Origin of the sequence: Oceanicaulis sp., assembly GCA_040112665.1 — a bacterium.
GTDB lineage: Bacteria > Pseudomonadota > Alphaproteobacteria > Caulobacterales > Maricaulaceae > Oceanicaulis.
Genome location: CP157796.1, coordinates 821,760 through 846,591, shown reverse-complemented (window position 1 = coordinate 846,591; position 24,832 = coordinate 821,760). Strand labels below are relative to the sequence as shown.

The following is a 24,832-nucleotide window of genomic DNA, read 5'->3' as shown; positions in this document are numbered from 1 at the left end:
GTGGGTGTCCTTGTCTCAGCGCCGGCGCAGCCAGGCGAGGGTGGCGAGCACGGCGAGCCCGCCTGTCATCGCCGCGACCACGGCCAGGTGCAGCCCGACCGGGCGGTCGCCGGGCGCGCCGCTGGCGGCGAGCGCGATCTCGGCGAGGTGGAAGCTCGGCGTGAACCAGGCGATCTCCTGCATGAACTCGGGGAAGACCATGATCGGGATCCACAGCCCGCCCAGAACGGCGAGGGCGAGGAACACCAGATTGGCCACCGCGATCGCAGCGTTGCTGCCGAAGACGAAGCCGATGGTCAGCCCGGCGAAGACGAAGGGCAGGGCCGCCAGCACGTGCGCGCCGAGCAAAAGCGCCCAGGCGCTGCGATCGAGCGCCACCCCGGCGAGCAGGGCGGCTGCGGCGTAGACCAGCATCAGCGCGGCGGCGGCCATCAGGACGGTGGCGGCGGTCTTGGCGATGATATAGGCCGCCGCCGGGGCGGGCACGGCGCGCTTGAGCTTCAGCCAGCCGCGCTCGCGCTCCTGCGCGACGCCCGCGCCGAAGCCGAACAGGGCCGGGCCCATCACGGCGAACACGCCGAAGGTCGCCAGAAGATAGGGCGCGTTCTGGTTCGATCCGGCGATCAGCACGGCGAACATCACGTAGAACACGACCGGCAGGACCAAGGTGGGCAGGATGAATTCCGGCGCACGCACCAGCTTGCGGATCTCCGCGCCGATCTCGGCGGTGTAGGGGTTTGCGGAACGCGCCATGGGTCAGGCCTCCTGGTCTTGTCCGGTGAGGGTGTCGAAGGCTTCTTCGAGGGTGGGCTGGCGGACGGAGAGGTCGGCGACCTCCGGGTCCTCAGCGAACAGCGCCTTCAGCGTTCGAACCGCGTCCGCCGAGGCGAGCTCGGCGTAGCGGCCCGACGCGCGGGCCCGGCGCACGGCCGGAAGGGCGGCGAGCGCAGGCTCATCGAGGCGCGTGCGGCAGCGGATCAGCGCGCCGCCGACCTGCTCGCGCAGGTCCGACGCGCTGCCCCGCGCGATCACCCGGCCCCGGCTCATCACCGCGACATCGTCGGCGAGCGCGTCGGCTTCTTCGAGATAGTGGGTGGTCAGCACGACCCGCGCGCCGTCCTCGGCCGCAGCGCGCACGATGGCCCACAGGCCGCGCCGGGCTTCGGTGTCGAGCCCAGTGGTGGGTTCGTCCAGGAAGATGAGGTCGGGCCGGCCGACAAGAGCCAGCGCGAACTGCACCCGCCGCTTCTGCCCGCCCGAAAGCTTGCCGTAGCGCTTGGTCGCGAAAGGCTCGATCCCGGCCAGCGCGATCGTCTCATCCACGCCGCGCGGGTTCGGGTAGTAGCTTGCGAACAGGGCGATCTGCTCGCGCGCGGTCAGAAGATCGGGCAGTTCTGCGTCCTGCATCATCACGCCGGTGCGCGCCCTGACCCGCGGATCGCCGGGCGCGCCGCCCAGGATTTCGAGCGCGCCCGATGCGGGGCGCACGAGCCCCAGCGCCGCGTTCACGAACGTGGTCTTGCCCGCCCCGTTCGGCCCCAGTAGCGCCAGAACGCCGGGGCCGGCCACCTCGAGGTCGAACCCGTCGAGCGCCCTGGTGCGCCCGAACGCCCGGCTGAGCCCGCGGGCGGAAATGACTGGTGCAGTCGACGTCATGGGCGATGCCTCCCTTTCTTGAGGAGCACCCTCGCCCGATCCGAACCGAAGCGGCATTGACGCGCGTCACCGCCAAGGGGTGACAGATGTCATCTTTCTGGGCGAACGGGGCTAACCCGCCCTGAGGACACGCGATCGACGCGCGTTCCAGTCCGCCCGGTCCTGGCCCCAGATTTCCACCTCGATCCCCGGGCCGAGGCCGGCGAGGGTGGCGTGTTCGCCGTCGAAGCGCGAGCCGAGCTTTCTGGCGACGGCCTTGGAATTGGCGTTCGCCGGCGCGATGCAGTGGATCACCCGGTCCCAGCCCAGCGTGTCGAAGGCGTAGTCGACGCACGCCGCGCCGGCCTCGGGCGCATATCCCTTGCCCCAGTGCTCGCGCAGGATCGACCAGCCGACTTCCGGCGCCGGCCAGAGATGGGGAAACCAGGGCCCGATCCGGCCGATCCAGGCGCCCGTTCTGCGCTCCTCGACCGAAAAGAAGCCGTAACCGCGCAAGCGCCAGTGGCCGACCAGCGCGCAGAAACTCCGCCAGGTCTGCGCCTCGTCCATCACGCCGCCGATATGCTCGGCGGCGACCGGATCGCGCATCAGGGCGTAAAAGCCGGGAAGATCGCGCTCTTCAGGAGGCCTCAGGATCAGGCGCTCGGTCTCGAGAACCGGCCCTTCGGCGAGCGCGCTCATCGCAGCGCCGCGAGAACGTCGTCGGCGCTGACCCGGACGGCATAACCGCGATCGGCGCCCAGCCCGCCCTCGTGCCAGAACTTGGCCGCGACCACGCCGTCGGGCCGGATCGCGAAGGCGATCGGATAGGGCACGCCGTAGGCCATGTGCTCGGGGTTCTGATAGATCGGGTCGCGCACGCCCCAGGCGTCGATGGTCTCGCTATCGGGATCGGACAGTACGGTGAGCGTGATCCCGCGCCGGTCCACCCCGCGCGCGAGCGCTTCGGCGCTGTCATAGGTCAGCACCGCGACCGCCCAGCCGGCGGCGTTGAAGCGCTCCTCGGCGGCTTGCAGTTCGAGCGTCTGGGCGATGCAGATCGGGCACCAGTCCAGCGAGCGGTTGAAATACACCACCACCCCGCGCGGGCCGGACAATTCGGCCAGAGTCGGCGTCGACCCGTCCAGAAGGCGCGCGTCCAGAAGCGGGGCGCGCGCGCCCACGGCCGGCCCGAATTCGGCGGCCGCTTCAGTGGCGAGCGTGGCCGGGTCGGGCTGGGCGACCGCCGCTGAAGCGGCTCCGGCGGCGAGAAGAACGGCGCAGAGAAAATGGATCATGGCGGGCTCCCGGAAAGATGAGCCCGAACCATGCCGCTTCGTTGCGCCATGGAAAAGCCCGGCCACGTCCATGTGATCGTCGCGTGAGCGGCGAGGCTGGCCGCTCGCGGGATCGCGCGCCGCCTTAAACGGGCCGTGATCCGTGCTAGCATGGCGATGGGGCTCGACAGCCGGGGGCGGCTGAGGAGAGATCGGGCGTGACGAACATTTTCAGACGACCGCGCGCGGGCCTGGGACGGTTGGCGCTTTATCTCGCCGTGTTCGTCGGCGCGGCGCTCGCGCTGAACGGCTGGATCTTCAGCTCCGGCGCGATCGAATGGTCGCAGACGCTGGAAAATCCCGACTGGGCGCCGCCCGGCGGGGTCATCGGCGCGGTCTGGACCGGGCTTTTCGCGCTGATGGCGATCGCGGCGTTTCTGGCCGACCGTCTGGGCGAGCCGGGCCGGCGGACGCCTGCGCGGCTTGCGATCATCGGGCTGTGGGGCGTGTGCCTGTTCTGGACGTTCGGCTATTTCGGCCTTCAAAGCGTGGCGAACGGGTTCTACGTCACCGTCGCGGCCTTCGTTCTGTGCATCCCCACGCTCTATCTCGCCGCACGCGCGGCCCCGCTCGCCGCGGTCGCGCTGACGCCGCTTCTGGGCTGGCTGGGATTTGCTCTGGCGCTGAGCTGGGCGACCTTCTCGCTCAACGCCTGAGCGTGCGCCAGGCGGCGAGGCCGAACACCGCGATCACCAGCGCCACCGCGCCGATCTCGAGCGCGCTGAGCCCGAAAACGACCGGCTCGGCCAGAGGGCCCAGCCGCCCGCCCGCCGCGGCGAACCAGCTGGTGATGCGCTCGCCCTGAAACCCCGCGCCGACGGCGACGAACAGCAGCAGCATCGCGCCCATGCCGGCCAGCCGCATCATCGCCTGGGGATCGAACCCCTCGGTGTCGCGGCGCCGTGCGCGGCGGTTCTCGATGAAGCGGGATCGTCTGCGCGGCATCGGCGTTCTCGCTCGGCGTTCTCGCTTGTGAGGCGGCGGGATTTCAGGCATAGTGTCCCGTGCACGAGCGGCCTGAACAAGGCCCGGTGGAGAATATGTGTGCATACTGCGTGCCTGACGCGCCTGAGCCTCTTTCCCCGACCGACAGTCCGCATGCCGCGCGCGGGACGCCGCGCGTGTGTCTTCTATGCGTGGGACGCCGCGCGGTTACGTGAAAGAGAGCCCTCGACATGACTTCGGGCACCGTCAAATTCTTCAACGCCGAAAAAGGCTTCGGCTTCATCACCCCGGACGAGGGCGGCAACGACGTCTTCGTGCACATCACCGCGGTGAAAGACGCCGGCATGGCCGACCTGCGCGACGGCCAGCGCGTCAGCTTCGACACCGAGCCGGACCGCCGGGGCAAAGGCCCCAAAGCGGTGAACCTGCGCGCCGCGGACTAATCCCCGCCCGCCGGTTTTTCCGGACCTGAACGACGCCGCGCCGGCCACCCGGCGCGGCGTTTTTCGTTTCCGCCGCAGCTTTTCGCCCGGAACGCGGCGCGCGCGCCCCGTGTTCGTCACCGAGCGAAGCGGCGGAAGAAGGCGCGCGAATGGACCGGCCCGAACACGACAAACCTCTCGTCCTGATCACCGGGGCGGCCGGATCGATCGGCTCGGCGGTCAGCGACGCGCTGTCGAAGGACTACCGCATCGTCGGGCTCGATCTCGACTGTTCGGGCTACGGCCACCCGTGCGAGGCGTTCGACATCTCCGACGCCGACAGCGTGAGAAAGACGCTGTCGAAGATCGCCGAAGAGCACGGATCGCGCTTCGCCGCGGTGATCCATCTGGCCGCCTATTTCAACTTCACCGGCGAGGACCACCCCGCCTATCACAAGGTCAATGAAGAGGGCGCGCGCAATCTGATGGCCGCGCTTGCCGACTACGAGGTCGGCCGGCTGATTTATTCGGGCACCATGCTGGTGCACAGGCCCGCCGAGCCGGGCGGGCGGATCGACGAAGGCGCGCCGATCGAGCCCAAATGGGCCTATCCGCAATCCAAGGCCAAGACCGAACAGATCATCGCCGAGACCCGCGGCGACACGCCGGTTCTGTTCCTGCATCTGGCCGGGCTCTATGACGACGAAGGCGGCGTGCCCACGCTGACCCACCAGATCGCCCGCATCTATGAGCGCGACATCAAGTCCCGCGTCTACGCCGGCGATCAGGACGCGGGGCAGAGCTTCATCCATCAGGACGATCTGGTCGATCTGTTCGTGCGCGCGGTCGAGCGCCGCGACGCCCTGCCCGAAAAAGACACGATCCTCGCCGGCGAGCCGCACGCGGTGTCCTACGCGGCGCTGCAGGACCGGATCGGCGAGCTGATCCACGGCGCGGAAGACTGGAAGACGATCAGCGCGCCCAAACCCCTCGCCAAGGCCGGCGCGGCGATCGAGGCGGCGTCCGAGCCTGTCGTGCCCGACGCCTTCGACCAGGGCGAAAAACCCTTCATCCGGCCGTTCATGATGGACATGGCCGAAGACCACTATGCGCTCGACATCTCTCGGGCCCGTGTGGCGCTGGGCTGGCGGCCCCGCCATGACATCCGGGAGGCGCTGCCCGGGATGGTCGACGCGCTGAAGCGCGACCCGGCCGGCTGGTACGAGGCGAACGGGATCACCAAGCCGGACTGGATGGACTCCGCGATCGAGCGCGGCGCCGATCCCGAAGCGCTCCGCACCAAGAACGAGGCGCGCAAGCGCATCGAGCACGACCAGTTCCGCTGGGCGCACCTGCTCACAGCGGCGCTGGGGGTCTGGCTGATCGGCTCGCCGCCGACGCTCACCTACGAAAGCGCGGGCGCTGTCTGGACCGACGTGATCTGCGGCGTGGTGATCGCGATCGCCGGGCTGTTCAGCGTCTACCGCCGGTTCGAACGGGCGCGCTGGGTGTCCATGGCGGCGGGCTTCTGGCTTTTATGGGCGCCGCTGGTCTTCTGGGCGCCGACGGCGGAGGCGTATCTCAACCAGACGCTCGTGGGCGGCTTCGTGATCGGGCTGGCGCTGTGCGCCCGGCCTGAACCCGGCGTGTCGGTAACCGCGGCGACGGCCGGGCCGGACACCCCGCCGGGCTGGGATTTCTCCCCGTCCACCTGGTGCCAGCGCCTGCCGATCATCGGGCTGGCGCTGGTCGGCCTCTTGCTGTCGCGGCACCTGACGGCCTACCAGCTGGACTCGATCGAGGGGATCTGGGATCCGTTCTTTCAAGGCGGGCCGGGGCCGAAGAACGGCTCGGAGGAGATCACCACCTCCTACGTCTCCGAAGCCTTCCCGATCCCCGACGCCGGGCTCGGCGCGGTCGCCTACATGCTGGAGATCGTCGCAGGCATAGCCGGCACGCGGGCGCGCTGGCGCACCATGCCGTGGCTGGTGATGGGCTTCGGCATCATGATCGTGCCGCTGGGCGTGGTCTCGATCACCTTCATCATTATCCAGCCCATTCTTCTGGGGACCTACTGCACGGTCTGCCTGATCGCGGCCGCGGCGATGCTCCTGCAGATCCCCTACGCGCTCGAAGAGCTGGTCGCGACGACCCAGTTCCTCTGGCGGCGCAAGAAGAAGGGCCGGCCGCTGCTGCGCGTCTTCTTCGTGGGCGACACCGACGACGGGCCCACGCCGCAACACCGCGAGGACGAGTTTCACCGCCCGCTCGGCGCGATCCTCAGGGACATCTTCCTCGAAGGCGTGCAGTTCCCGCCCACGCTCGTCGCCAGCATGCTTATCGGCGTCGGCCTGATGTTCAGCCCGGTCCTGCCCGGCGTGGAGGGCCGGCTCTACGACGCCAACCATCTGATCGGCGCGCTGGTGGTCACCGTCGCGGTCACCGCGTTTTCAGAGGCCGGGCGCGCGGCGCGCTGGCTTAACGCGCTGGGCGGGGCGCTGCTGGTGATCGCGGCTCTGGTCTGGGCGACCGACTGGATCGGCATGACCGTGACGATCCTCGCCGGCCTCGCGCTCATCGCGCTGACGCCGCCGAAAGGGCCGATCCGGTCGAGCTATGGCGGCTGGGACCGGTTCGTGGTGTAGCGCCGCGGGAACGAGGCGAGCCGGCGCCGGGTTTCGCTTGAGCGGCGGGGGTTTGAGGAAAGGATCGCCCCATGTTTCGCCTCGCGCTTCTGAGCACTACGGCAGCCTTCGCCCTGTCCGCAGGGGCGGCCGCGCAGGAGGGCGATCCGCTCGAAACCGCCGCCGGGCCGTTCACGCTGGGGACCGAAGGCTATCTGCGCGCCGGGGCCGGGACCGGCCTTGATGAGGACACCGAAGGCCAGCCCTGCTTCCAGGCGCCGGGCGCGCGGGCGAAATACCGGCTCGGCAACGAGTGCGAGCACTACGCCGAGATCGGGCTTTACGCCGAGCTCGGCGGCGCGGAAGACGGCGCGCCCGCGATCCGGCTGATGTGGAAGCCGGTGCTTTACGGGCCGAACGACGATCTGTCGGTGGACTATGTCGACGACGCCGAGCTCTACCTCGAAGCGCGCAACCTGCCCCTTCCCGGGCCTTTCGAAGGGGCGGACGTCTGGGTCGGCGAGCGGTTCTACGACCGGTACGACGTGCACATGAACGATTTCTATTTCTACGATCTGTCGGGAAAGGGCGTGGGAATCCAGGACATTGCGGCGCCGGCCGGCACGATCGATCTCGCGCTTTTAAGGTCGAGTTCGCCGGTGTTCGCCACGGACGGCTCGCTCATTGAAGACGATGTCGTTCAGTACACGGCCGATGCACGCTGGCGGGGGCTGCCGGCCTGGGGCGGGGAGCTTCTGGTCGGGGTCGACTACGCCTGGGCCGTGGCGGACGATCCGATCCTTGACGACCGCACCGGCTGGCAGTTCGCAGGCGTGCTGAAGCATGGCGAGCTTCTCGGAGCGGAGGGCAATTTCAACCAGCTCTCTCTGCAATACGGGCGCGGTCTCGAAAGCCAGTTCGACACGAACGGTTTCGGCGGGCCCGTCCCCTCGAGCTTCCGTCAGAGGCTGGCGCTGTCGCAGGAAGACACCGCAGAGAGCTGGCTTCTGACCAACCAGACGGTGCTCAATTTCGACGGCCCCTGGGCGCTGCAGGTCTCGGGCCTCGCCGAGCACCGCTCCGGGCTCGATCGCGACGGGGGCGGAGAGGTGCTCTGGGCGAGCCTGGGCGCGCGGCCGATCTATCATCTCACCGACCACTGGGCGCTGATGGCCGAAGCCGGCGTCGATCATGTCACGAACTCTCAGGGCCCTGACGGAGAGCTCGTGAAGACCACCCTCGCCGTGGCCTGGCGCGACGGCCGAAGCTATTTCGCGCGCCCCTCGATCCGGGTCTTCGTCACCGGCGCGGCGTGGAGCGAAAGCTTCAAGGGCGCTGTGGACGGCCCGGCCTATGCCGATGAAACCAGCGCGCTGAGCGCCGGGGTGCAGCTGGAAACCTGGTGGTAGGCTTACGCGCGGGGCCCCTTGCCGCGCCGCTTGCGGTCGCTCGCGAGATCGGCCTCGCTGCGGTCGGCGCGCGCGCTGCTGTCCGCCTCCGCCGCTTCGACCTCCGGGCCTTCCTGCAGGCTCTCGTCGCGCACCGGCTCTTCGGGCGTGCGCGGGGCGGGCCTGGGCGGCGGCGGATGCGCCCAGTCCAGAGGCTCGCCCTCGCGCTGGGTCTCGTCTGAAAGCTCGCGGGCCCGGGGCAGGGCGTAGGGGTGCTCGCGCTGCAGCCAGCCGATCATCTGCTCACGGACATAGCATCGAAGGTCCCAGGCGCGCGGGCTGGTCGACGCGCTGGCCAGCGCCCGGATCTCCAGCGTCGTGCCGTCGGAATCGGTGACCTGCAGCACCTTGGCCTGCCGGTCCCAGAGGTCGGTGGTCTCAAGGATCTCGTCGAGCTTTTTGCGCATCTCCTCGATGGGCGCGCGATAGTCCACCCGCCAGAAGATCGAGCCCAGAATGCTCGCCCGCGTCTTGGTCCAGTTCTGAAACGGGGTGGAGGAGAAATAGGTCAGCGGCACGACCAGCCTGCGCCAGTCCCAGATGCGGATGACGACGTGAAACAGGCCGATCTCCTCGATCCAGCCCCACTCACCCTCGACCACGACCGCGTCCTCGATCCGGATCGGCTGGGAAAACGCGATCTGAAGCCCGGCGACGAGATTGGACAGGACCGGCTGGGCGGCGACGCCGATGACGATGCCCGCAACGCCCGCCGAAGCGAAGAGCGAGACGCCGACATTCCGTAAGCCCGGAATGGTGAGAAGCGCCAGCGCCAGCACCACGAACGCCACCGCGAACACCCAGATGCGGCGCATGACGTTGAGCTGGGTAGCGCGCGAGCGGGCCTTGAGATTGTCGCTGGCGGAAAGATCGAGCCGCGACGTCCAGCGCTTCAGGATCGCGTCGCCGACCGTGCCCACCGCCCAGCCCAGCGCGATCACCGTGATCACCCGGACGGCGGTGGCGGCCAGATCGTCGAGCTCGCCGGGCAGGTCGATCGCCGGCATGGCGAGCGCGCCGGCGATGGCGATCGCGGCCAGCATCACCGGCATGCGCGCCCTGCGCAGGCCCGATCTCAGCGCGGTGCGGTGTTTCTCGCCCGCGCCGATGCGCCAGACGATGACGAGCGCGGCGAGGATGACGAACGCGCCCAGCCCAACCCCGGCCCAGACCTCCGGCGGCAGGCCTTCGGTCAGCTCCGCGGCGCGGTCCGCGGTTTCGCTGGCGGCGCGGGCGGCGTCGCCGGCGAGGCCGGTGTCGGGCTCGGTTTCTGGGGCGGTTTCCTGCATGGGCTCAGAGCCAGAACCAGGCGACCAGTCCGGCGGTGATCAGCAGCAGCACGGCCGACCAGACCCGGAAGTCGAACCAGAGCGGATCGCCTTCGCTGGCGAGGCTCTCGCGGATTTCCTTCATCTTGATCGTGGCCTTGTCGATCTGGTCCTTCGCGGGCTGCTGGGTGATCACGCTCACACCGGCGACCAGCGCCGCACCGAGCACGAACATGATCGTCGCCATGATGGTGAAGTGGATGTCCGGCAGGCCGAGATTGGACCAGACGTCGAGCACCTCCTTGGTGACGAAGATCGGAACGCCCACCACGAGGCCCAGGCCGATGCCGGCCAGCGCGCCCGGCGCGCTCGCGCCGCGCCAGAACAGGCCGACCAGGAAGACCGCCACGATCGACGGGGCGACATAGGCCAGCGCGGACTGGAAGTACTCGAACAGGCTCTCGAAGCCGGCGATCAGCGGGGCGTAGACCGCTGCGACGATCATCGCGATACCGGTGACGACCCGGCCGATCTTGGTCAGCGTCTCGTCAGACAGGTTCGGCTTGGCGGGCTTGACGAAGTCCATCGTGACCAGCGTGCCGGCCGCGTTGAGCGCGCTGTCGAGACTGGACATGAGCGCGGCGATCAGCGCGGTCATGATCAGACCCCGAAGGCCGATGGGCAGAAGATCGAAGGCTAGCGAGGGGAAGGCGAGGTCGGCGGTCTCCAGATCGGGATAGAGCTGGAAGGCGATCAGGCCGGGGATGATCATCAGGAACAGGTTCAGAAGCTTCAGCCCGCCGGCGAGCAGCGCGCCCTTGCGCCCCTCGTCCAGGCTCTTGGCGCCCAGCGTGCGCTGCACGACGAACTGGTTGAGCGTCCAGTAGTAAAAGCCCAGAAGCACCACCCCGATCATGCCCGGCCAGGGCAGGAAGTCGTCGTTCGCGGGCTGGTAGAGCTGGGTGCGCTCGTCGGGCAGCTCGCTGAACAGCGCGCCCCAGCCGCCGACCTCCTGAAGGCCGATGATGAAGATCAGCCCTGCGCCCAGCATCAGAAGGATCGCCTGCACGGTGTCGGTCACCACCACCGCGGAAAGCCCGCCCATGATGGTGTAGACCCCCGCCACCGCCGCCAGCACCGCGATCGCCACCCACAGATCGACCGGGATGACGCTGGTGATCACCAGCCCGCCGGCGAAAAGCGCCCCGGCGCTGTCGATGAACATGATCGCCAGAAGGGTGAACAGCGAAAACGCCCGCTTGGCGTTCGGGCTGTAGCGGTTCTCCAGATACTCGGGGATGGTGTAGAGCCCGGCCTTCAGGAAGGTGGGCAGCATGAACACGGCGAAGAAGACCAGCACGATCACGGCGGTCCACTCATAGTTGAACATCACCATGCCTTCGGCATAGGTGCCGCCCATCAGCCCCACGAAGCTCGAGCCCGACATCTGCGAGGCGAGCAGGGAGAAGCCGATCAGATACCAGGGCAGCTTGCCGCCTGCGAGGAAGTAGTCCTTCGCGCCGGACTTGCCCCGGCCGGCCCACCAGCCGTGGATCATCACGCCGATGAAATAGACGGCGACGATGATGTAGTCGATCGTCGCAAGCTCGAACTGTGCTTCACCCATGAGGCGGATCTCCCGGCGCGGCCCCGCCCCGGTCTGACCGGTATTCGAACGCGAGGCGGAGCGGCCCGTTCCGCTTTATCGGCGCCGGTCGCTGTTGCGCCTGGGGCGGGAGAACAGATCGCCCTGAAGCGGCCCCAGGCGCGGCGCGAAGCCCAGAACCGGCTGCAGCGATCCCCAGCGCGTGCGCTCGGCGTGGGTGCGGAAGCGCGGGTTCATGACCAGCCGGATCAGGCCCAGCGCGACGATGCCGCCCTGAAACGCGATCAGCGCCACCACGAAGCCGCGCGCGCCCATCACGTCCATCGCAGCGCCCGCGATCACCGGTCCGCTCGCCGCACCCGCCGACAGAAGCAGTACGAGCGTTCCGGCCGCAGCGACCGCATGGCGGCGCTCGACCCGGTCGTTGACCTGAGCGGCTGCGATCGCCTGGGTGGGAAACAGCGTCGCGCCCAGCGCCGCGCCCAGCACCAGGGTGGCGAGGCTGTCGGTGGGAAGGCTTAAAAACCCGAACAGCACAGCGCACGCCGCAGCAGCGGTCAGCGAAGCGACGAGCCGGCGCGAGGTCCTGTCAGACAGCCGCCCGAGCGGCCACTGGCTGAGCATCGCCGCACCGGTGGCGAGCGCCATGAACAGCCCGAGCTGCGCCTGGCCCAGGCCCCGCTCCTGCGCGAACACCGGACCCAGCGCGAAGAAGCAACCCACCGTCATGCCCACGAACACGGTCGCGCCCGCGCCGAAAGGCGAGGCTCTGAGGATCGGCAGCACCGCCAGCCGCGCCTCGGGCGGATCGCCGGGCGGCAGGGCGGCGGTCGAAAGGCTCGCAGGCACCAGCGCCAGCGACAGAACGATCGAGACCCAGGCGAACAGGACGTAGCTCTCAGGATCGGCGAGCGAGATCTGCATCTGCCCGAGCGCCCCCGCGCCCAGCCCTGTGGCGGCGTAGATCGCCAGGATCCCGCCCCGGCTTCTGCTTTCCACCGAGGCGTTGAGCCAGCTTTCCACCACCATGATCAGCCCGGCGAAGCACAGCCCGGTGAAGGCGCGGATGAGAAGCCAGGCGGGGATGTTCAGGAACAGCAGATGCAAAAGCGCCGCCGCCGAGGCCATCGAGGCGAAAGCGGCGAAGGCGCGCATATGCCCCGCCCTCCGGATCAGCGCGGGCGCGATGAACGTCCCCGCCCCCATGCCGAGGAAAAATCCCGACATGACGGCGCCGACGGCGAAGGCGGGGAAACCTTCGGCCTGGCCGCGCAAAGCGAGCAGCGTGCCCTGAAGCGCGTTGCCCATTTGCAGCATGGCGAAGCCGAACAGAAGCGCGGCTGCGGCGAGGACGGCGTTCTTCAAGACAGCGCTCCGGGCGCGGCGGATCGGGAAGGGGGCGTCAACCCGGCGGCGGGCGGCTTCGTTCCCTCAGCGGCGGCCGCCGGTTTCAAGCGAAAGCTCGCCCTCCTCGACCGAGAGGATCAGCCGCTCGTCGGGCTGGCGCGCGTCCCACAGCATCACGCCGAGAAACGCGATGGCGGCGAAGGCGAGGATGAGGGCGGCGATGTAAAGACGCTCGCGGGAACGGGTCACGGCGATCTCCTCAAGGGCCCGGCGGGCGCCGGTTCGTATGAGATAAATTCAGCCCGCCTCGCCCCGGTTCCCGCCCGGAGGGTGCGCAACCGGCGCGCCCGCGCGGCGTTCACCCCTCGGGAAGGGGCCTTCATCCGGAGGCCGACATGGCTGGTTTCGCCGCCACCGCGCTTTACGCCGCAACACTGGGCACGGCCGTCAGCATGGCCGTGCTGCTCGACGCCGACCGGGCCACGGCCGCAGGCCACGGCGTGGACGTGCGCGAGGCCGATGTCGACGCGCTGTTGTCGGCCGGGGTCAGGCTCGAACACGGCTCGGCCTATATCCGCCAGCTGCACCTTGAAGAAGGCGAACTCATCGCCATCACGCTCGAGGTCGGCGCGCCTTCGCCCTGGCTCGAACAGGTCCTGCCCACGCGGCCGGTCTCGGTGATCGCCAGCGAGGCGCTCTACGATCTCTCCACCGGAAACATCGTGCTGACCGCCAGCGCGGACGAGCTGCTCGCCCGTCCGCTGGACGACATGCCGCTCGCCCGTCCTGTGCCGGTGGGCCGGGTCGCGCCTTCGGCCGTTTTCGGCGCGCCGGTCGTCTCGGATGGCGAACCGGTCGGCCGGGTCGCGTCGGTGCTGGGCGCGAACGAGATCGAGCGTCTGAGGGTGATGGAGACCGGCTTTAACGGCGAGCCCGGCGACAGCCTGACGGTGGAGGCGGACTGCGTGCGCTTCGTGCCGATCACGCGCGTCATCGACGCGTCGCGCTGCGGCCTCGCATTTTCCGATAGAGCTTGATCACGCGCCAGTCGACATGGTCGCGCAACAGCCAGCGATAGACGCCCCAAGCGTTGATCGCGGTGAGCACGACGTTCTGCGCGGCCAGAGCGGGCTTGTCCTGGATGTAGCTCGCCACTACCCAGCTGATCGAGCTTGCGAGAAACACCACGAAGCCCGCCCCGGTCGCCTTGCGGCCCAGATCGCTGGAGACGATCAGAGCGGCGGTGATGCCGGTCGCCGCGGCGATCCAGCGCAGGATTTCAAGTGCGTCCATGGCCCTTCCGGGGTCTCTCCGCCGCGCCGTCCGGCGGCCGGATTTGAACCCGCCGCACGCCGCGCCCGTTCCCGTTCCGGCATGCGACACGCAGGAGAGATGCGATGACGAAAGCCTACAGCACGGGCGAGACCGTGAAATGGAACTGGGGGAACGGCGAGGGCGGCGGCGAAGTCGCCGAGGTGCACACCGACCGCGTCGAGGAACAGATCAAGGGCGAGACGATCGCCCGCAACGGCTCAGAGGATAATCCCGCCTATCTGATCGAGGCCGAGGACGGCACGCGCGTGCTCAAGCTTCATTCCGAGCTGCACAAGGACTGAGGGCGGGCGTCAGTCCTCATCCAGCGCCTCGGCCTTGGCTTCGGCCCAGTCCCGGCCGGCGTCTCCGCCCCATAAAAGCCAGGCGACATAGCCCGCCGACGGGTTCTCGTCGTCACCGAAGTCATCCGCTTTCTTGTCCACGGCGTGGCGGCGGAAATAACTGCGCATGCGGCGCACCGTGTCGGGCGACAGCGATTTGCGGTTCTTCAGATCCCGGGCGCGCGCCACGCCCACCGAGGTGCCGCCCCGGCCATGCTCGCGCCTGAGGCGCAGCCCCTTTTCGGCGGCCTCGGCGGCTGCGGCGGGCGGGGTGAGATCGGTCATCAGGCGTACTCCATCGTGGCGTCGCGCAGTGTTGCAGATCAACCGCACCGGTGCGGCGCCTGTGCAGCGAACCGACCTGCCTGCGGTCTTCGAAGGGGAACCACCGCCCGCCCTTTCCTGTTGCGCCTCCAGAGAATTTTTTCAGACCTCAGGGGGCCTCATGCGCGCCTACACGCTCATCACCGCGCCCGACGTGCCCGCCTGCCACAAGGCGCGGGCGTATTTGCGCTGGCGCAACATCCCGTTCGCGGAAAAGCCTGCGACCGTCCTCGTCCTGCGCGCAGAGGTGCGTCCGCGCCTGCGCGGAATCGGCGCGCCGCTTCTGGTCGCCGCCGATCAGAGCGCCTGGGACGACACGCGCGACATCGCCGACGCGCTCGATCGCGCCGCTCCGGGCGAGCGGCTCCGTCCGCCCTCGATCGCGGCGCGCTTCGCCTGCGATCTGGTGGAGGCCTGGGCCGATCAGCGCCTGGCGCCCGCGGCGGCCTATCTTCTGTGGAGCAGCGACACCGGCGCGGCCAGCGAGCGGCTCGCCCGCACCGCCTGGCCCGACGACGCAGGCGCACGCCCGCGTCGCACGACGCGGCTGATCGGCAGGCGGTTGATGCGCGATCTTGAAGGCTACGGCCTTCACACCGGCGCGGAAGACGGGGTGCGGGCCATGCTCGACACCGCGCTCGCCGCCGCCGAGGACGCGGTGACCGCCTCGCCTTTCATTTTCGGCGACCGGCCCACGACCGCCGACTGCGCGCTGTTCGGCGTGGTGCAGACCCTCGCCGCCTCTGAGCCGGGGCGCGAACTGCTCGAGGAGCGCCGCAAGCTCAAGCGCTGGACCCAGCGCGTCGCCGGACCGGACGAGCCAGGTCGCGGCGTGCTGCGCCGCGCCAGCAGCAATCCCGTCGCCGCCCTGGCGCTGCAATCGATCGCCGCGCGCGCCTTCCTGCCCGAAGCGCTGGAAGCCAGCGAGGCGGTCGCGGACTGGGCCGACGACAACGCCGGCCAGCTCGTCCTGCCCCGATCGGTGGGCAAGGCGGACGGCTCGCGCCGCGCGCTTCGCCCCGCCGACGCCTGGCTGGTGCAGCGCCTGCGCCGGCTTCTCGGTCCGGTCGAGGAGATCGAGGATGCGGAGACCTACCGGCTCCTGAAGGCGCTGGGTCTCCTGCCGCTGCGGGACTTCGTGCCGCGCCGCAAGGTGAACCGGCGTCACCATCGTTTCGAGCTCGACATGGCAGACGCGGCCGATCCCAAGGTCGACGAACGCTCGGTCGGCGCGGTGCGCCAGGTGCGCAACTCCCTGACCGACGCAGGCCGCGCGGCGGCGGAGATCGGCGAATACGCCGACCTCGTCAGCGGTTAGTTTCTAGTACTGGCCGATCTGCATCGCCGCCCGAACCAGCGCGGCGGTGGAGTTGAGATTGAGCTTGCTCATCACGTTTTCGCGGTGCTTGCGCACGGTCGCAGGGCTCACGCCCAGCCGCTCGGCGATTTCGCCGACCGGCCGGCCTCTGGCGATCTCGCGCAGCACCGCGCGCTCCCGGGCGGTCAGCAGCCCGGCGTTCACGGCGCCCGACGCGGCGAACGGATCGGCCGGGGCGGGCGCGAGCGGCGCGGCCAGAGCCGCCTTTCGGATCGCACCGAGCAGCGCCTCATGCCCGGCCTCCTTGTGAAGAAACACCTCCACCCGCGCCGCGATCGCATCGCGCTCGGCGGCGTCCAGCGGCGCGCCGGTGAGAAGCACGAAGCGCGCGGGAATCCCTTCGGCGCGCAGCGTCTCCACTGCGTCGAGGCCGGTCATGTCGGGAAGCGCGAAATCGACCACCACCACGTCGGGGTCGAGCTCGAACACCTTGGCGATGGCCGCAGCGCCCGTTCCGGCCGAGCCGACCGGATCGAGATCATGGCAGCCGGCGATCACCGCCTCGGCCGCGTCGCGCACGAAGGCGTGGTCGTCGACCACCAAAACCCGCGTTCTCGTTCTCACACTGGCGTCCATCCGCGCCGCCCCCGTCAACCCCGCTTGCGGGCCCCAGCCCGGCGTCTATCTTAGGCGAGCTTTCGGCGAGGGCGAGGGGGAAGACGGCCAGGGCTGTCTTAATAATCGGACATGGAACGCGCCGAGATCAGCCGGCTTGACGGCCGCTTCGCCGACCGCGCGCTGGAGGCGGATTACCAGGCGGACGCCTGGCCGATCCAGCGGCTGCAGACCGGGCTCACCGTGTTCGGCCTCTCCGCCGCTTTCCTTCTGACCCTGCAGCCCGATTTCGAATTCCTGCGCGGCACGATCTGGTTTCTGCCCACCGCCGGGCTCAGGGCCCTGACCGGCCTCACCGGGCTCGCCCTCTTCGCCTGGATCTGGCTCGGCAAGCCCGCCTGGCCGGGGGTGCGGGCGCGGGCGCTTCTGCGCGCCTGGCTCGTCCTGTGCCTTTTGACCTGCGTCACCGTCGCGAACGCCTACCCGCCGACCGAGCCGACCGACCAGGCGCGACACGACGTTCTGGTCTTCACCGCCTACTGGATGTGCGTGTTCGCCATCGCGGTGGGCTACGGCTTCTTCTCGATGCCGCGCATGGTGGCGCTGTTCAGCGCCGGGCTCGCGCTGTGCTATCTCGAACTGGCGATCGTCTACCGCGACAGCGCGCTCTATCCCAAGGTCACCCAGACCGTGCTGGTGCTCGCCACCTGCAGCTTCGCCTGGATCATGGCGATGGTGCGCAATTTCGAAACCCGGCGGCGCTTTCACGTCACCCAGCTTTACGAGGCGGCCAAGCGCTCTGCGGAGAAAAGCGAGGAGCTTCAGACCTTCCTGCTGGCTGCGACCGGGCACGACATCCGCCAGCCGGTCTATGCGCTCGATCTCAACGCCTCCGCGCTCGAAGCCGCCGCAGAGGCGGGCGACGTGGCGCGCGTGCAGGCTCTCGCGCGCCGCCAGCGGCTGGTCGCGCGCAACGTCACCTCCATGCTGTCCTCGATCCTGCAGCTTTCGACGATGGACGCAGGACGCGCGCGCGCCGAACCGCGCACGCTCTCGGCTTCGGCTCTGCTGCACGCCGCTGTCGATCCCTTGCGCGAGTTCGCCGCCGAGCGCGGACTTGCGATCCGCGTGGTCGAGACGAACGCCTCGGTCAGCGCCGATCCCGGCGTGGCCGGACATGTCCTCGCCAATCTCGCCGCGAACGCCATGGCCCATTCGGGCGGCACGCGGCTCGTCTGCGGGGCGCGGCGGCGCGGCGGTCAGGTCGAGCTCTGGCTCGCCGACGACGGGGCGGGGCTATGCCTCGAACCGATGGTGCTGAGATCGATGGAGGATTTGCGGCTCAGCGAAGGCGCGGGCCGGGTGCGCGCCGGGCTCGGCATGGAGATCATGTTCCGCCTCGCCGAGCGCGGCGGATTGACGCTCGAGATCGCCTCGAACCCCGGCAGGGGCGTGTGTGCCCGCCTCGTCTGTCCGGCGGGTTCGCCTTAGAGGCCGTTTCTACGTCAGGTGTCGTATTCACCTCCGCCCGCCCTCTTGGGATCATTGTTCCCGGGTGGTTGTGCGTACGAGGGGTAAACTGATGCAGGATGTAGCGGCGAGACAGCTGGCGGCGAACGACGCCGGCGCGCGCTGGGCGGCCGGGGCCGCCGCGGCGGAGCCTGAGCGGCGCTCGGGCGAGACGGGCGCGGCGATCGAGCCAGAAGCGTTCGACAAGGTGCGCGCGGCGGTTCTGGGGCTGTTCGCCCGCCGCGCCTTTCACAAGGTCGGCATGCGCGACATCGCCCGGGAGACCGGCTACGGCATGGCGCGCCTGTACAAGATGGCCGAGACCAAGGACGCGCTGGTCACCGCGTGCCTGGCGCCCGATTTCGAGGCGCTGGCGGCCCGGCTGGCCGAGGTCTCCCGCCGCGAGGTCGGAACCCGCAGGCGCTTCACCGCCTGTCTGGGCGAACTCGCTGCGTTCGACATCGAGAACCCGGCTTTCGCCCGCGTCGTGCGCGTGACGACGCCGACCTGCCTCTGGGACGGCGAAGAGGGCCCGCGCAAGCTCGTCGATCAGATTGCTGACATTCTGCGCGCCGGCAAGCGTGACGGCTCGGTGCGCACCGATTTCGAACCGCTCGCCCTGGCCGGACACGCTCTGGCGATGGCCGGCGGCCTCCTCTCGCGCTGGGCGCGCGAAGACGAGGGCTGGGCGCCCGCCGCGCCGCGCGAACTCGCCGAAGAGCGCAGCAAGGTCCTCGCCGCGCTGATCTGGCCGGCGGTGAGCGCGGACTGACCTTCAGGCACGCCGTTTCGGCGCCGCCCCGCTTCCCTCATGGGGACGGCGCCGGCGCGGGCGGGCGTCAGCCCGTCCGCGCTCCGGCCGCCAGCTCGCGCAGCTGGGTGGAGCAGATCGCCACTTTCGACAGCGTCCAGCTCCCGCTCGCCGCGATCTCCTCGAGCGCGCGGTCGGCGCGGTCCACTTCGTGGCTGTTCGCGCTGGTCCAGCTGTCCACCAGGCTCTCCGCCCAGTCCGCGCCGGGGGCCTCGACGCCCTCGGCCAGCGATCCGCCGGCGTCGGCCGCGTAAGCCATCATGGCTTCGCAGATGGTCTGCTGGCTGGCGTAGAGATCCTCGATCAGGCGGCGCATGGCGAGCCGGTCCCAGTGCAGGGTCGAGGAGAGCTGATTGCCCGCCCCCCTCAGCCGGTCGAAAGTGAAGCGCGCGCCCACCGCGTGATAGAGCCAGGCGGCTGCCGGCAGCGGCCAGCTGCGTCCGCGCGCCAGGTCGATCACGTCCGAAGACGAGGTGAGCGGCCGCAGCCGCGCCACGTCGCGGGCGAGGTCTTCAGGCGCGCCGCCTTCCATGAACAGCCGCGTCCGGGTCTCCACGCCGTCCTTGTCGAAGGGCGAGGCGATGTCGGCGATGATCGATTTCAGCTGGTCCACGCCGGGCTGATAGGCGTCGATGACGGTGTCGATCTCCGCGACGTCCTGGCCCAGACCGCGGCGGGCGAGCCAGTAGGTCTGGCGTCGCATCAGCCGGATCACCTCGTCGTGCAGACGGGTCTGCACCTCGGCGGGGACCTCGTTGTCGAGCGCGTTGATCCGGTCGGTGAAGTCCTTGAAGCGGAAGATGCACCGGCCCGCCTCGAAGGCGCGGGCCACGGCCTCGGCGTCCGCGCCGGTGCTCTCGATCGCCCGGTGCAGGAAGGTCGGCCCGCCCAGATTGATCATGTCGTTGGCGAGCTGGGTGGCGATGATCTCGCGCTTCAGGCGGTGGCCGTCCATGGCGTCGGCGAACTTGCTCAGCTGCTCGGGGAAGTAATTGATCAGCATCGAGCGGAAATGCGGATCGTCGGGCACCGTCGAGGCGACCAGATGGTCGAACAGCGCAATCTTCGCGTAGCTGATCAGCACCGCGATCTCGGGCCGGCTGAGCCCCACGCCCTGCTCTTTCAGTTCACGGATCTTCTCGGGCGCAGGCAGGCCCTCGACCTTGCGGTCGAGCCGGCCGGCGGCCTCCAGACGCTCCATCATCCGCTCGTGCGCGTCGATGTCTTCCTCGGCGTGCTCGCGCGCGATGGTGAGGGCGAGCGTCTGGTCGTAATTGTGCTGCAGCACGTGCCGGGCGACGTTCTCGGTCATCGATTCCAGCAGCGTGTCCCGGTCGCTCCGGCTCATCGCGCCCTCGCGGAGCATCGGGTTGAGCAGGATCTTGATGTTCACCTCGTGGTCGGAGCTGTCCACGCCGGCGGAATTGTCCACGAAGTCGGCGTTGACCTTGCCGCCGCAGCCGGCGAACTCGATGCGCGCGGCCTGGGTCATGCCCAGATTGGCGCCTTCGCCGACCACTTTCGCGCCCAGCTCGGAGGCGTCGATGCGCAGCGCGTCGTTCGCCTTGTCGCCGACCTCCCAGTTCTGCTCGGAGCTCGCCTTCACATAGGTGCCGATGCCGCCGAACCACAGAAGTTCGGACTTCGTCTTGAGAAGGGCCCGGATCAGATCGTTCGGCGCGACCGATTTGTCCTTAAGGCCGGTGAGCTTTCTGATCTCGTCGGTGATCTGGATCGACTTGGCGCTGCGCGAGAACACGCCCCCGCCCTGCGAGATCAGCGATTTGTCGTAATCCTGCCAGCTCGACCGGCCGGCCTCGAACAGGCGCTTTCTTTCCTCGAAGGCCGCATCGAGATCGGACGGGCTGGGATCGATGAAGATGTCGCGATGGTCGAACGCGGCGATCAGCTTGATCTTCTTCGACAGAAGCATGCCGTTGCCGAACACGTCGCCGCTCATGTCGCCCACGCCGACCACGGTGAAGGGCTCGCGCTGGATGTCCTTGCCCATCTCGCGGAAATGGCGCTGGACGCTGACCCAGGCGCCGCGGGCGGTGATGCCCATCTTCTTGTGGTCGTAGCCCGCCGAACCGCCCGAGGCGAAGGCGTCGCCGAGCCAGAAATCATACTCGTCGGTGGCCACGCCGTTGGCGGTGTCTGAGAAGGTCGCGGTGCCCTTGTCGGCGGCGACGACCAGGTAAGGATCCTCGTCGTCCCAGCACACGACGTCTGCAGGGCGCAGAACCGCGTCGTCCTTGAGATTGTCGGTGATGTCCAGAAGCCCGCGCAGGAAGACCTTGTAGGCCTCCTTGCCCTCGTTGAAGAAGGCTTCGCGCTCGGACTTGTCGGGCAGGCGCTTGGGATAGAACCCGCCCTTGGAGCCGACCGGCACGATGACCGCGTTCTTGACCTGCTGGGCCTTGACCAGCCCCAGCACCTCGGTGCGGAAATCCTCCCGCCGGTCCGACCAGCGCAGCCCGCCGCGCGCCACCGGACCGAAGCGGATGTGCACGCCTTCCACGCGCGGGCTCCACACGAAGATTTCGCGGTAGGGCTTGGGCGCGGGCAGTTCGCGCACCTTGCGGGAATCGATCTTCAGGCTGATCCAGGGCTTGGGCCGGCCGTTCGCGCCGGTCTGGTAGAAATTCGTGCGCAGCACCGCTTCGAGCATGCGCAGGATCCGGCGCAGCACCCGGTCGTGGTCGAGGCTTTCGACCTGATCGAGATGCTCGCGGATCTGCTTGCCGATCTTCTTGGACTCCTCGGCGCGTTCGTCGAGGCTCGTCTCGCGGGACGGATCGAAGCGCACCGCGGCGAGATCAAGCAGCAGCTTGGCGATTTTCGGATGGGCGGCGAACGCCTCTTCCTGGATCGCCTGTGACGGATCGAGGCCGGACTGGGCGCGGTAGCGCGCACACGTCCTCAGGAACGCCGCCTCGCGCCAGCTCACCCCGATCGACAGGATCAGCCGGTTGAAGCCGTCGCTTTCCGCCCGGTCGTCGAGCACGGCCAGAAGGGCGTCCTCGAAGGGCTCGGCCACCTCGGCGATGGACTCGATCTCTCCGATCGCGAGCCGCGCTTCGAACTCGTGCACCCAGACGGTCTCTTCGCCGTCCTCGGTCTTGCGCCGGACCTTGTATCCGGCCTCGCCGAGCACGTGCAGGCCCAGATGCTCGAGCACCGGCATGACGGTCGAAAGCGCGATCGGATCGCCGAGCTGGTAGAGCTTCACCCGCACCCGGTCCGCGCCCTCGCCTTCGAGGCGGTAGGCGCGCGCAGTGTGGACGGTCTCGCCGTCGAGCCGCTCCATGCGGGCGATGTCGGCCAGCGCCTCTTCAGGGGCGAAGCGCTCGCGATAGCCGGCCGAATAACCCGCCAGATAGCGCGGCGTGGCCCGGCGCAGGTCGCCGTCCTGGCTCGCCCGGGCGGCGTTGTGAAGCTCGTCCTCCCAGGTCCGCGCCAGCGCCACGATCCGGCGTTCCAGCTCGGAGGCGTCCGGTTCGGGGTGGTTGAACGGGTTGAGCCCGATGATGAAGTGCACTCGCGCGAGCGGCCCGTCGCCGAAGCTCGGATAGAAGGCGCTGAGGCGGCCGTCGAAGGCCTCGCGCAGAAGCTCGCCGGCCTCGGCGCGGACTTTCGAATTGTACCGGTCGCGCGGTACGAACAGCAGGGCGGAGACGAAGCGGTCGAACTGGTCGCGTCGCAGGAACAGCTTGGTGCGCGGCCGGTCGTAGAGGTGAAGAATCCCCAGGCCGATCTGCAGCAGATCGGACTCGTCGGTCTGGAAAAGCTCGTCGCGGGGATAGTTCTCGACGATGTTCTGAAGCTTCTTCGCCGAGTGCGAGCCGGGCTGCTTGGCGGCCTTTTCCAGAACGCGGCGCACCTTGCGCCGGATCAGCGGCACCTCGCGGGCCATCTGGTCGTAGGCCTCGGCGGTGAACAGCCCGACGAAGCGGACCTCGCCGATCACCGCGCCGTCCTCGCGATAGCGCTTGACCCCGATATAATCCATGTAGACGCGCCGGTGCACGCGGCTCTTCAGGTTCGCCTTGGCCACGATCACCGGGCTCGGCGCGCGCATATACGCCTCGATCGCCGGGGTGAGCAGCAGCGGCTCGTCGGACTTGCGCAACACGTTGACTTCGGGATCGCGCAGCACGCCGCGGCCGGTCTCCTCGTAGACGTCAGGCTCCTCGCGCTTGAGCTCGCCGTTCTCGTCGACCGCGAAGCGGTAGACCCGGCTGCCCAGGAAGGCGAAATGGTTGTCGCGCAGCCATTTCAGGAAGCTCAGCGCCTCGTCGAGCTCCTCGCGCGAGCACGGCGTGTTCGCGTCCTCGATATGGGCGATGGCCTCGTCCATCTGCGCGCGCATGTCCGACCAGTCCTCGACCGCGTCGCGCACGTCGGCGAGGGTGCGGCGCACCCCGTCTTCCAGCGTCTCGCGCATTTCCGGGGTCAGCGCGTCAAGATGGACCTGGATCATGGATTCGGGGATGCAGCGCCCGCCCTTGTCCACGCGCGCCCCGCCCTCTTCGCGGCGCACCTGCACCACTGGGTGGAACATGGCCAGCACGTCCAGGCCGTGACTGGCGATCTCGCCCATCACCGAGTCCACCAGGAAGGGCCGGTCGCGGCCGACGATCTCCAGCACGTCGCGGCCCAGATCGCGGTCGTCCGCGCCCTGACCGGATCGCACCCGGACCATGGTCTTGTCCGCGCCGCGTTCGGCGCCGAAGGCCCAGAATTCGCTGGCCAGACGCACCGCGTCGTCGAGATCGAGCGTGGCCATGTCCTCGGCCAGCGCGTCGCCCCAGACCTGTAAAAGGAAGCTCTCGGCGTCTGCGCCGACCGCGCCGAAATCTGTTTTGAAGCGCTTTTTGGCGGCGGACAGAAAGGCGTCACGATCAAAGGCGTACGCGACGCTGACGACGGCGTTCATTCACGAGCTCCCGGCTGGGCGAGGTGAGGCGGGCTGAATCGGCATGCCCGCACTACGAATAAGGACGCTGCGCAGCCTACTCCGGCGCGCGCCGCTTTCAAGCCGTACCGGCGGTGGACCTCAGGACGGGTTCATGCTCATCTTCGCGCCTTCCCGAAACCGGCGTTTCCATAATGGAGAGACAAATGCCCCACGCCCTGGTCACCGGCGCCAATCGCGGCATCGGCCTTGAACATGTCCGCCAGCTTCTTCAGCGCGAATGGACCGTCACCGCCGCGGTGCGCGATCCGGACGGCGCAAAGGACCTCAAGGCGCTCGATCCCGGCGACGGCCGGCTGCGCATCGAGAAATACGACGCCTCCGATCTCGGCGCGGCTCAGGCCCTCAAAAAGACCGTCGAAGGCCCGCTCGACATCCTCTTTGCGAACGCCGGCGTGATGGGGCCTGAAAAGCAGGAGTTCGGCGCCGCGGCGAGCGAGGGTTTCCTCGACACGCTCCGGATCAACGCGCTCGCCCCGCTGGCGCTGGCTGAAGCCTTCGCCGACCAGGTCGCGAAAAGCCAGCTGAAGGTCATCGCGCTGCAATCGAGCCGCATGGGGTCGATCGCCGACAACGGATCGGGGGGGCGCTACGCCTACCGCGCCTCGAAGGCTGCGCTGAACGCGGTCGGCAAGTCGCTGAGCGTCGATCTCAAGGACAAGGACGTGGTCGTCCTGATCCTGCATCCGGGCTGGGTGCGCACCGACATGGGCGGGCCGAACGGCAATCTCACCGTCAGCGAATGCGTGGAAGGCCAGCTCGACCTGATCGCGCGCGCCAATCCGAAGATGAGCGGCCGCTTCTTCCATGTCAGCGGCGAAGACCTGCCCTGGTAAGAGAATTAAGGGAGGCCCGCCGCTTCCCCCCCTCCCCCGAGGGGGAGGGAGGGCGCTCATGCTCTAAGTTCTTGGACGAAAAACGCCCCGCCGGTTCCGGCGGGGCGTTCTCGTATGGCGGGCGGCGCCGCCGGGCGGGGACAGGCTTGCCCGG

At 69.0% G+C, this 24,832-nt stretch carries 23 protein-coding genes; 10 read left to right on the top strand and 13 right to left on the bottom strand.

Translation table 11 applies throughout. The features are described 5' to 3' along the window. Positions 1-15 precede the first annotated feature (15 nt). The 4 genes from ABL308_04030 to ABL308_04015 form a co-directional block, all read right to left on the bottom strand. On the bottom strand, positions 16-753 hold the full coding sequence (locus ABL308_04030; GenBank protein XBQ17049.1) for an ABC transporter permease: 738 nt from the start codon (positions 751-753) through the stop codon (positions 16-18). Positions 754-756: 3 nt separating this feature from the next. Next, complete coding sequence (locus ABL308_04025; protein ID XBQ17048.1) at positions 757-1,656, bottom strand: ABC transporter ATP-binding protein; 900 nt, start codon at positions 1,654-1,656, stop codon at positions 757-759. 111 nt (positions 1,657-1,767) lie between these two features. Beyond that, on the bottom strand, positions 1,768-2,337 hold the full coding sequence (locus ABL308_04020; GenBank protein ID XBQ17047.1) for a GNAT family N-acetyltransferase: 570 nt from the start codon (positions 2,335-2,337) through the stop codon (positions 1,768-1,770). After that, positions 2,334-2,933 carry a peroxiredoxin family protein gene (locus ABL308_04015; GenBank protein XBQ17046.1) on the bottom strand — a complete coding sequence of 200 codons (600 nt, stop codon included), beginning with the start codon at positions 2,931-2,933 and terminating at the stop codon, positions 2,334-2,336. Before ABL308_04015 ends, ABL308_04020 begins: the two co-directional genes overlap by 4 nt. A gap of 197 nt (positions 2,934-3,130) precedes the next feature. On the opposite strand from ABL308_04015, the gene ABL308_04010 reads away from it, so the two are divergent. Next, the gene (locus tag ABL308_04010; protein ID XBQ17045.1) at positions 3,131-3,628 is read left to right on the top strand and encodes a TspO/MBR family protein; all 498 of its coding nucleotides are present in this window, start codon (positions 3,131-3,133) and stop codon (positions 3,626-3,628) included. On the opposite strand, the gene ABL308_04005 is transcribed toward ABL308_04010, so the two are convergent. Further along, on the bottom strand, positions 3,618-3,917 hold the full coding sequence (locus tag ABL308_04005) for a hypothetical protein (protein XBQ17044.1): 300 nt from the start codon (positions 3,915-3,917) through the stop codon (positions 3,618-3,620). The genes ABL308_04010 and ABL308_04005 overlap by 11 nt on opposite strands. A gap of 230 nt (positions 3,918-4,147) precedes the next feature. Between ABL308_04005 and ABL308_04000 the strand changes: the two genes are divergently transcribed. The 3 genes from ABL308_04000 (at position 4,148) to ABL308_03990 (ending at position 8,372) form a co-directional block, all read left to right on the top strand. After that, complete coding sequence (locus ABL308_04000) at positions 4,148-4,360, top strand: cold-shock protein (protein XBQ17043.1); 213 nt, start codon at positions 4,148-4,150, stop codon at positions 4,358-4,360. Positions 4,361-4,509: 149 nt separating this feature from the next. Further along, positions 4,510-6,984 carry a vitamin K epoxide reductase family protein gene (locus ABL308_03995; GenBank protein ID XBQ17042.1) on the top strand — a complete coding sequence of 825 codons (2,475 nt, stop codon included), beginning with the start codon at positions 4,510-4,512 and terminating at the stop codon, positions 6,982-6,984. A 71-nt stretch (positions 6,985-7,055) separates the two neighbouring features. After that, positions 7,056-8,372, top strand: coding sequence for a carbohydrate porin (locus tag ABL308_03990; protein ID XBQ17041.1), 1,317 nt, complete (start codon positions 7,056-7,058; stop codon positions 8,370-8,372). 2 nt (positions 8,373-8,374) lie between these two features. Here ABL308_03990 and ABL308_03985 read toward each other — a convergent pair whose 3' ends face one another. The 4 genes from ABL308_03985 to ABL308_03970 form a co-directional block, all read right to left on the bottom strand. Beyond that, positions 8,375-9,700, bottom strand: a complete 1,326-nt coding sequence (locus ABL308_03985; GenBank protein XBQ17040.1) for a mechanosensitive ion channel family protein — start codon at positions 9,698-9,700, stop codon at positions 8,375-8,377. A gap of 4 nt (positions 9,701-9,704) precedes the next feature. Next, complete coding sequence (locus tag ABL308_03980) at positions 9,705-11,306, bottom strand: sodium/solute symporter (protein XBQ17039.1); 1,602 nt, start codon at positions 11,304-11,306, stop codon at positions 9,705-9,707. Positions 11,307-11,381: 75 nt separating this feature from the next. Then, complete coding sequence (locus ABL308_03975) at positions 11,382-12,650, bottom strand: MFS transporter (protein ID XBQ17038.1); 1,269 nt, start codon at positions 12,648-12,650, stop codon at positions 11,382-11,384. Between the two features lie 66 nt (positions 12,651-12,716). Further along, entirely contained in the window at positions 12,717-12,881 is a 165-nt protein-coding gene (locus tag ABL308_03970) for a hypothetical protein (GenBank protein ID XBQ17037.1), read from the bottom strand. A 146-nt stretch (positions 12,882-13,027) separates the two neighbouring features. Between ABL308_03970 and ABL308_03965 the strand changes: the two genes are divergently transcribed. Next, positions 13,028-13,669 (top strand): hypothetical protein, encoded by a 642-nt coding sequence (locus ABL308_03965; protein XBQ17036.1) that lies wholly within the window; start codon positions 13,028-13,030, stop codon positions 13,667-13,669. Here the strand turns inward: ABL308_03965 and ABL308_03960 are convergent. Next, a complete protein-coding gene (locus tag ABL308_03960) occupies positions 13,623-13,925 on the bottom strand; it encodes a hypothetical protein (GenBank protein XBQ17035.1) in 303 nt (100 codons plus the stop codon). The genes ABL308_03965 and ABL308_03960 overlap by 47 nt on opposite strands. A 104-nt stretch (positions 13,926-14,029) precedes the next feature. On the opposite strand from ABL308_03960, the gene ABL308_03955 reads away from it, so the two are divergent. Continuing rightward, the gene (locus tag ABL308_03955; protein ID XBQ17034.1) at positions 14,030-14,248 is read left to right on the top strand and encodes an HVA1 family protein; all 219 of its coding nucleotides are present in this window, start codon (positions 14,030-14,032) and stop codon (positions 14,246-14,248) included. Between the two features lie 9 nt (positions 14,249-14,257). On the opposite strand, the gene ABL308_03950 is transcribed toward ABL308_03955, so the two are convergent. After that, complete coding sequence (locus tag ABL308_03950) at positions 14,258-14,572, bottom strand: hypothetical protein (protein ID XBQ17033.1); 315 nt, start codon at positions 14,570-14,572, stop codon at positions 14,258-14,260. Between the two features lie 160 nt (positions 14,573-14,732). Here ABL308_03950 and ABL308_03945 point away from each other — a divergent pair, with 160 nt between their 5' ends. Continuing rightward, positions 14,733-15,929, top strand: coding sequence for a glutathione S-transferase C-terminal domain-containing protein (locus tag ABL308_03945; protein ID XBQ17032.1), 1,197 nt, complete (start codon positions 14,733-14,735; stop codon positions 15,927-15,929). Positions 15,930-15,932: 3 nt separating this feature from the next. Here the strand turns inward: ABL308_03945 and ABL308_03940 are convergent, their stop codons facing one another. Beyond that, positions 15,933-16,529 (bottom strand): response regulator transcription factor, encoded by a 597-nt coding sequence (locus tag ABL308_03940; GenBank protein ID XBQ17031.1) that lies wholly within the window; start codon positions 16,527-16,529, stop codon positions 15,933-15,935. Between the two features lie 147 nt (positions 16,530-16,676). Between ABL308_03940 and ABL308_03935 the strand changes: the two genes are divergently transcribed. Together ABL308_03935 and ABL308_03930 are read left to right on the top strand one after the other, a co-directional pair. Continuing rightward, positions 16,677-18,035: a HAMP domain-containing sensor histidine kinase gene (locus ABL308_03935; protein ID XBQ17030.1), complete on the top strand. Its 1,359-nt coding sequence runs from the start codon at positions 16,677-16,679 to the stop codon at positions 18,033-18,035. A gap of 91 nt (positions 18,036-18,126) precedes the next feature. Beyond that, the gene (locus ABL308_03930) at positions 18,127-18,825 is read left to right on the top strand and encodes a TetR family transcriptional regulator (GenBank protein XBQ17029.1); all 699 of its coding nucleotides are present in this window, start codon (positions 18,127-18,129) and stop codon (positions 18,823-18,825) included. 67 nt (positions 18,826-18,892) lie between these two features. On the opposite strand, the gene ABL308_03925 is transcribed toward ABL308_03930, so the two are convergent. Further along, positions 18,893-23,803: an NAD-glutamate dehydrogenase gene (locus tag ABL308_03925; protein ID XBQ17028.1), complete on the bottom strand. Its 4,911-nt coding sequence runs from the start codon at positions 23,801-23,803 to the stop codon at positions 18,893-18,895. 185 nt (positions 23,804-23,988) lie between these two features. On the opposite strand from ABL308_03925, the gene ABL308_03920 reads away from it, so the two are divergent. Further along, the gene (locus tag ABL308_03920; protein ID XBQ17027.1) at positions 23,989-24,678 is read left to right on the top strand and encodes an SDR family oxidoreductase; all 690 of its coding nucleotides are present in this window, start codon (positions 23,989-23,991) and stop codon (positions 24,676-24,678) included. The last annotated feature ends 154 nt before the right edge of the window (positions 24,679-24,832 follow it).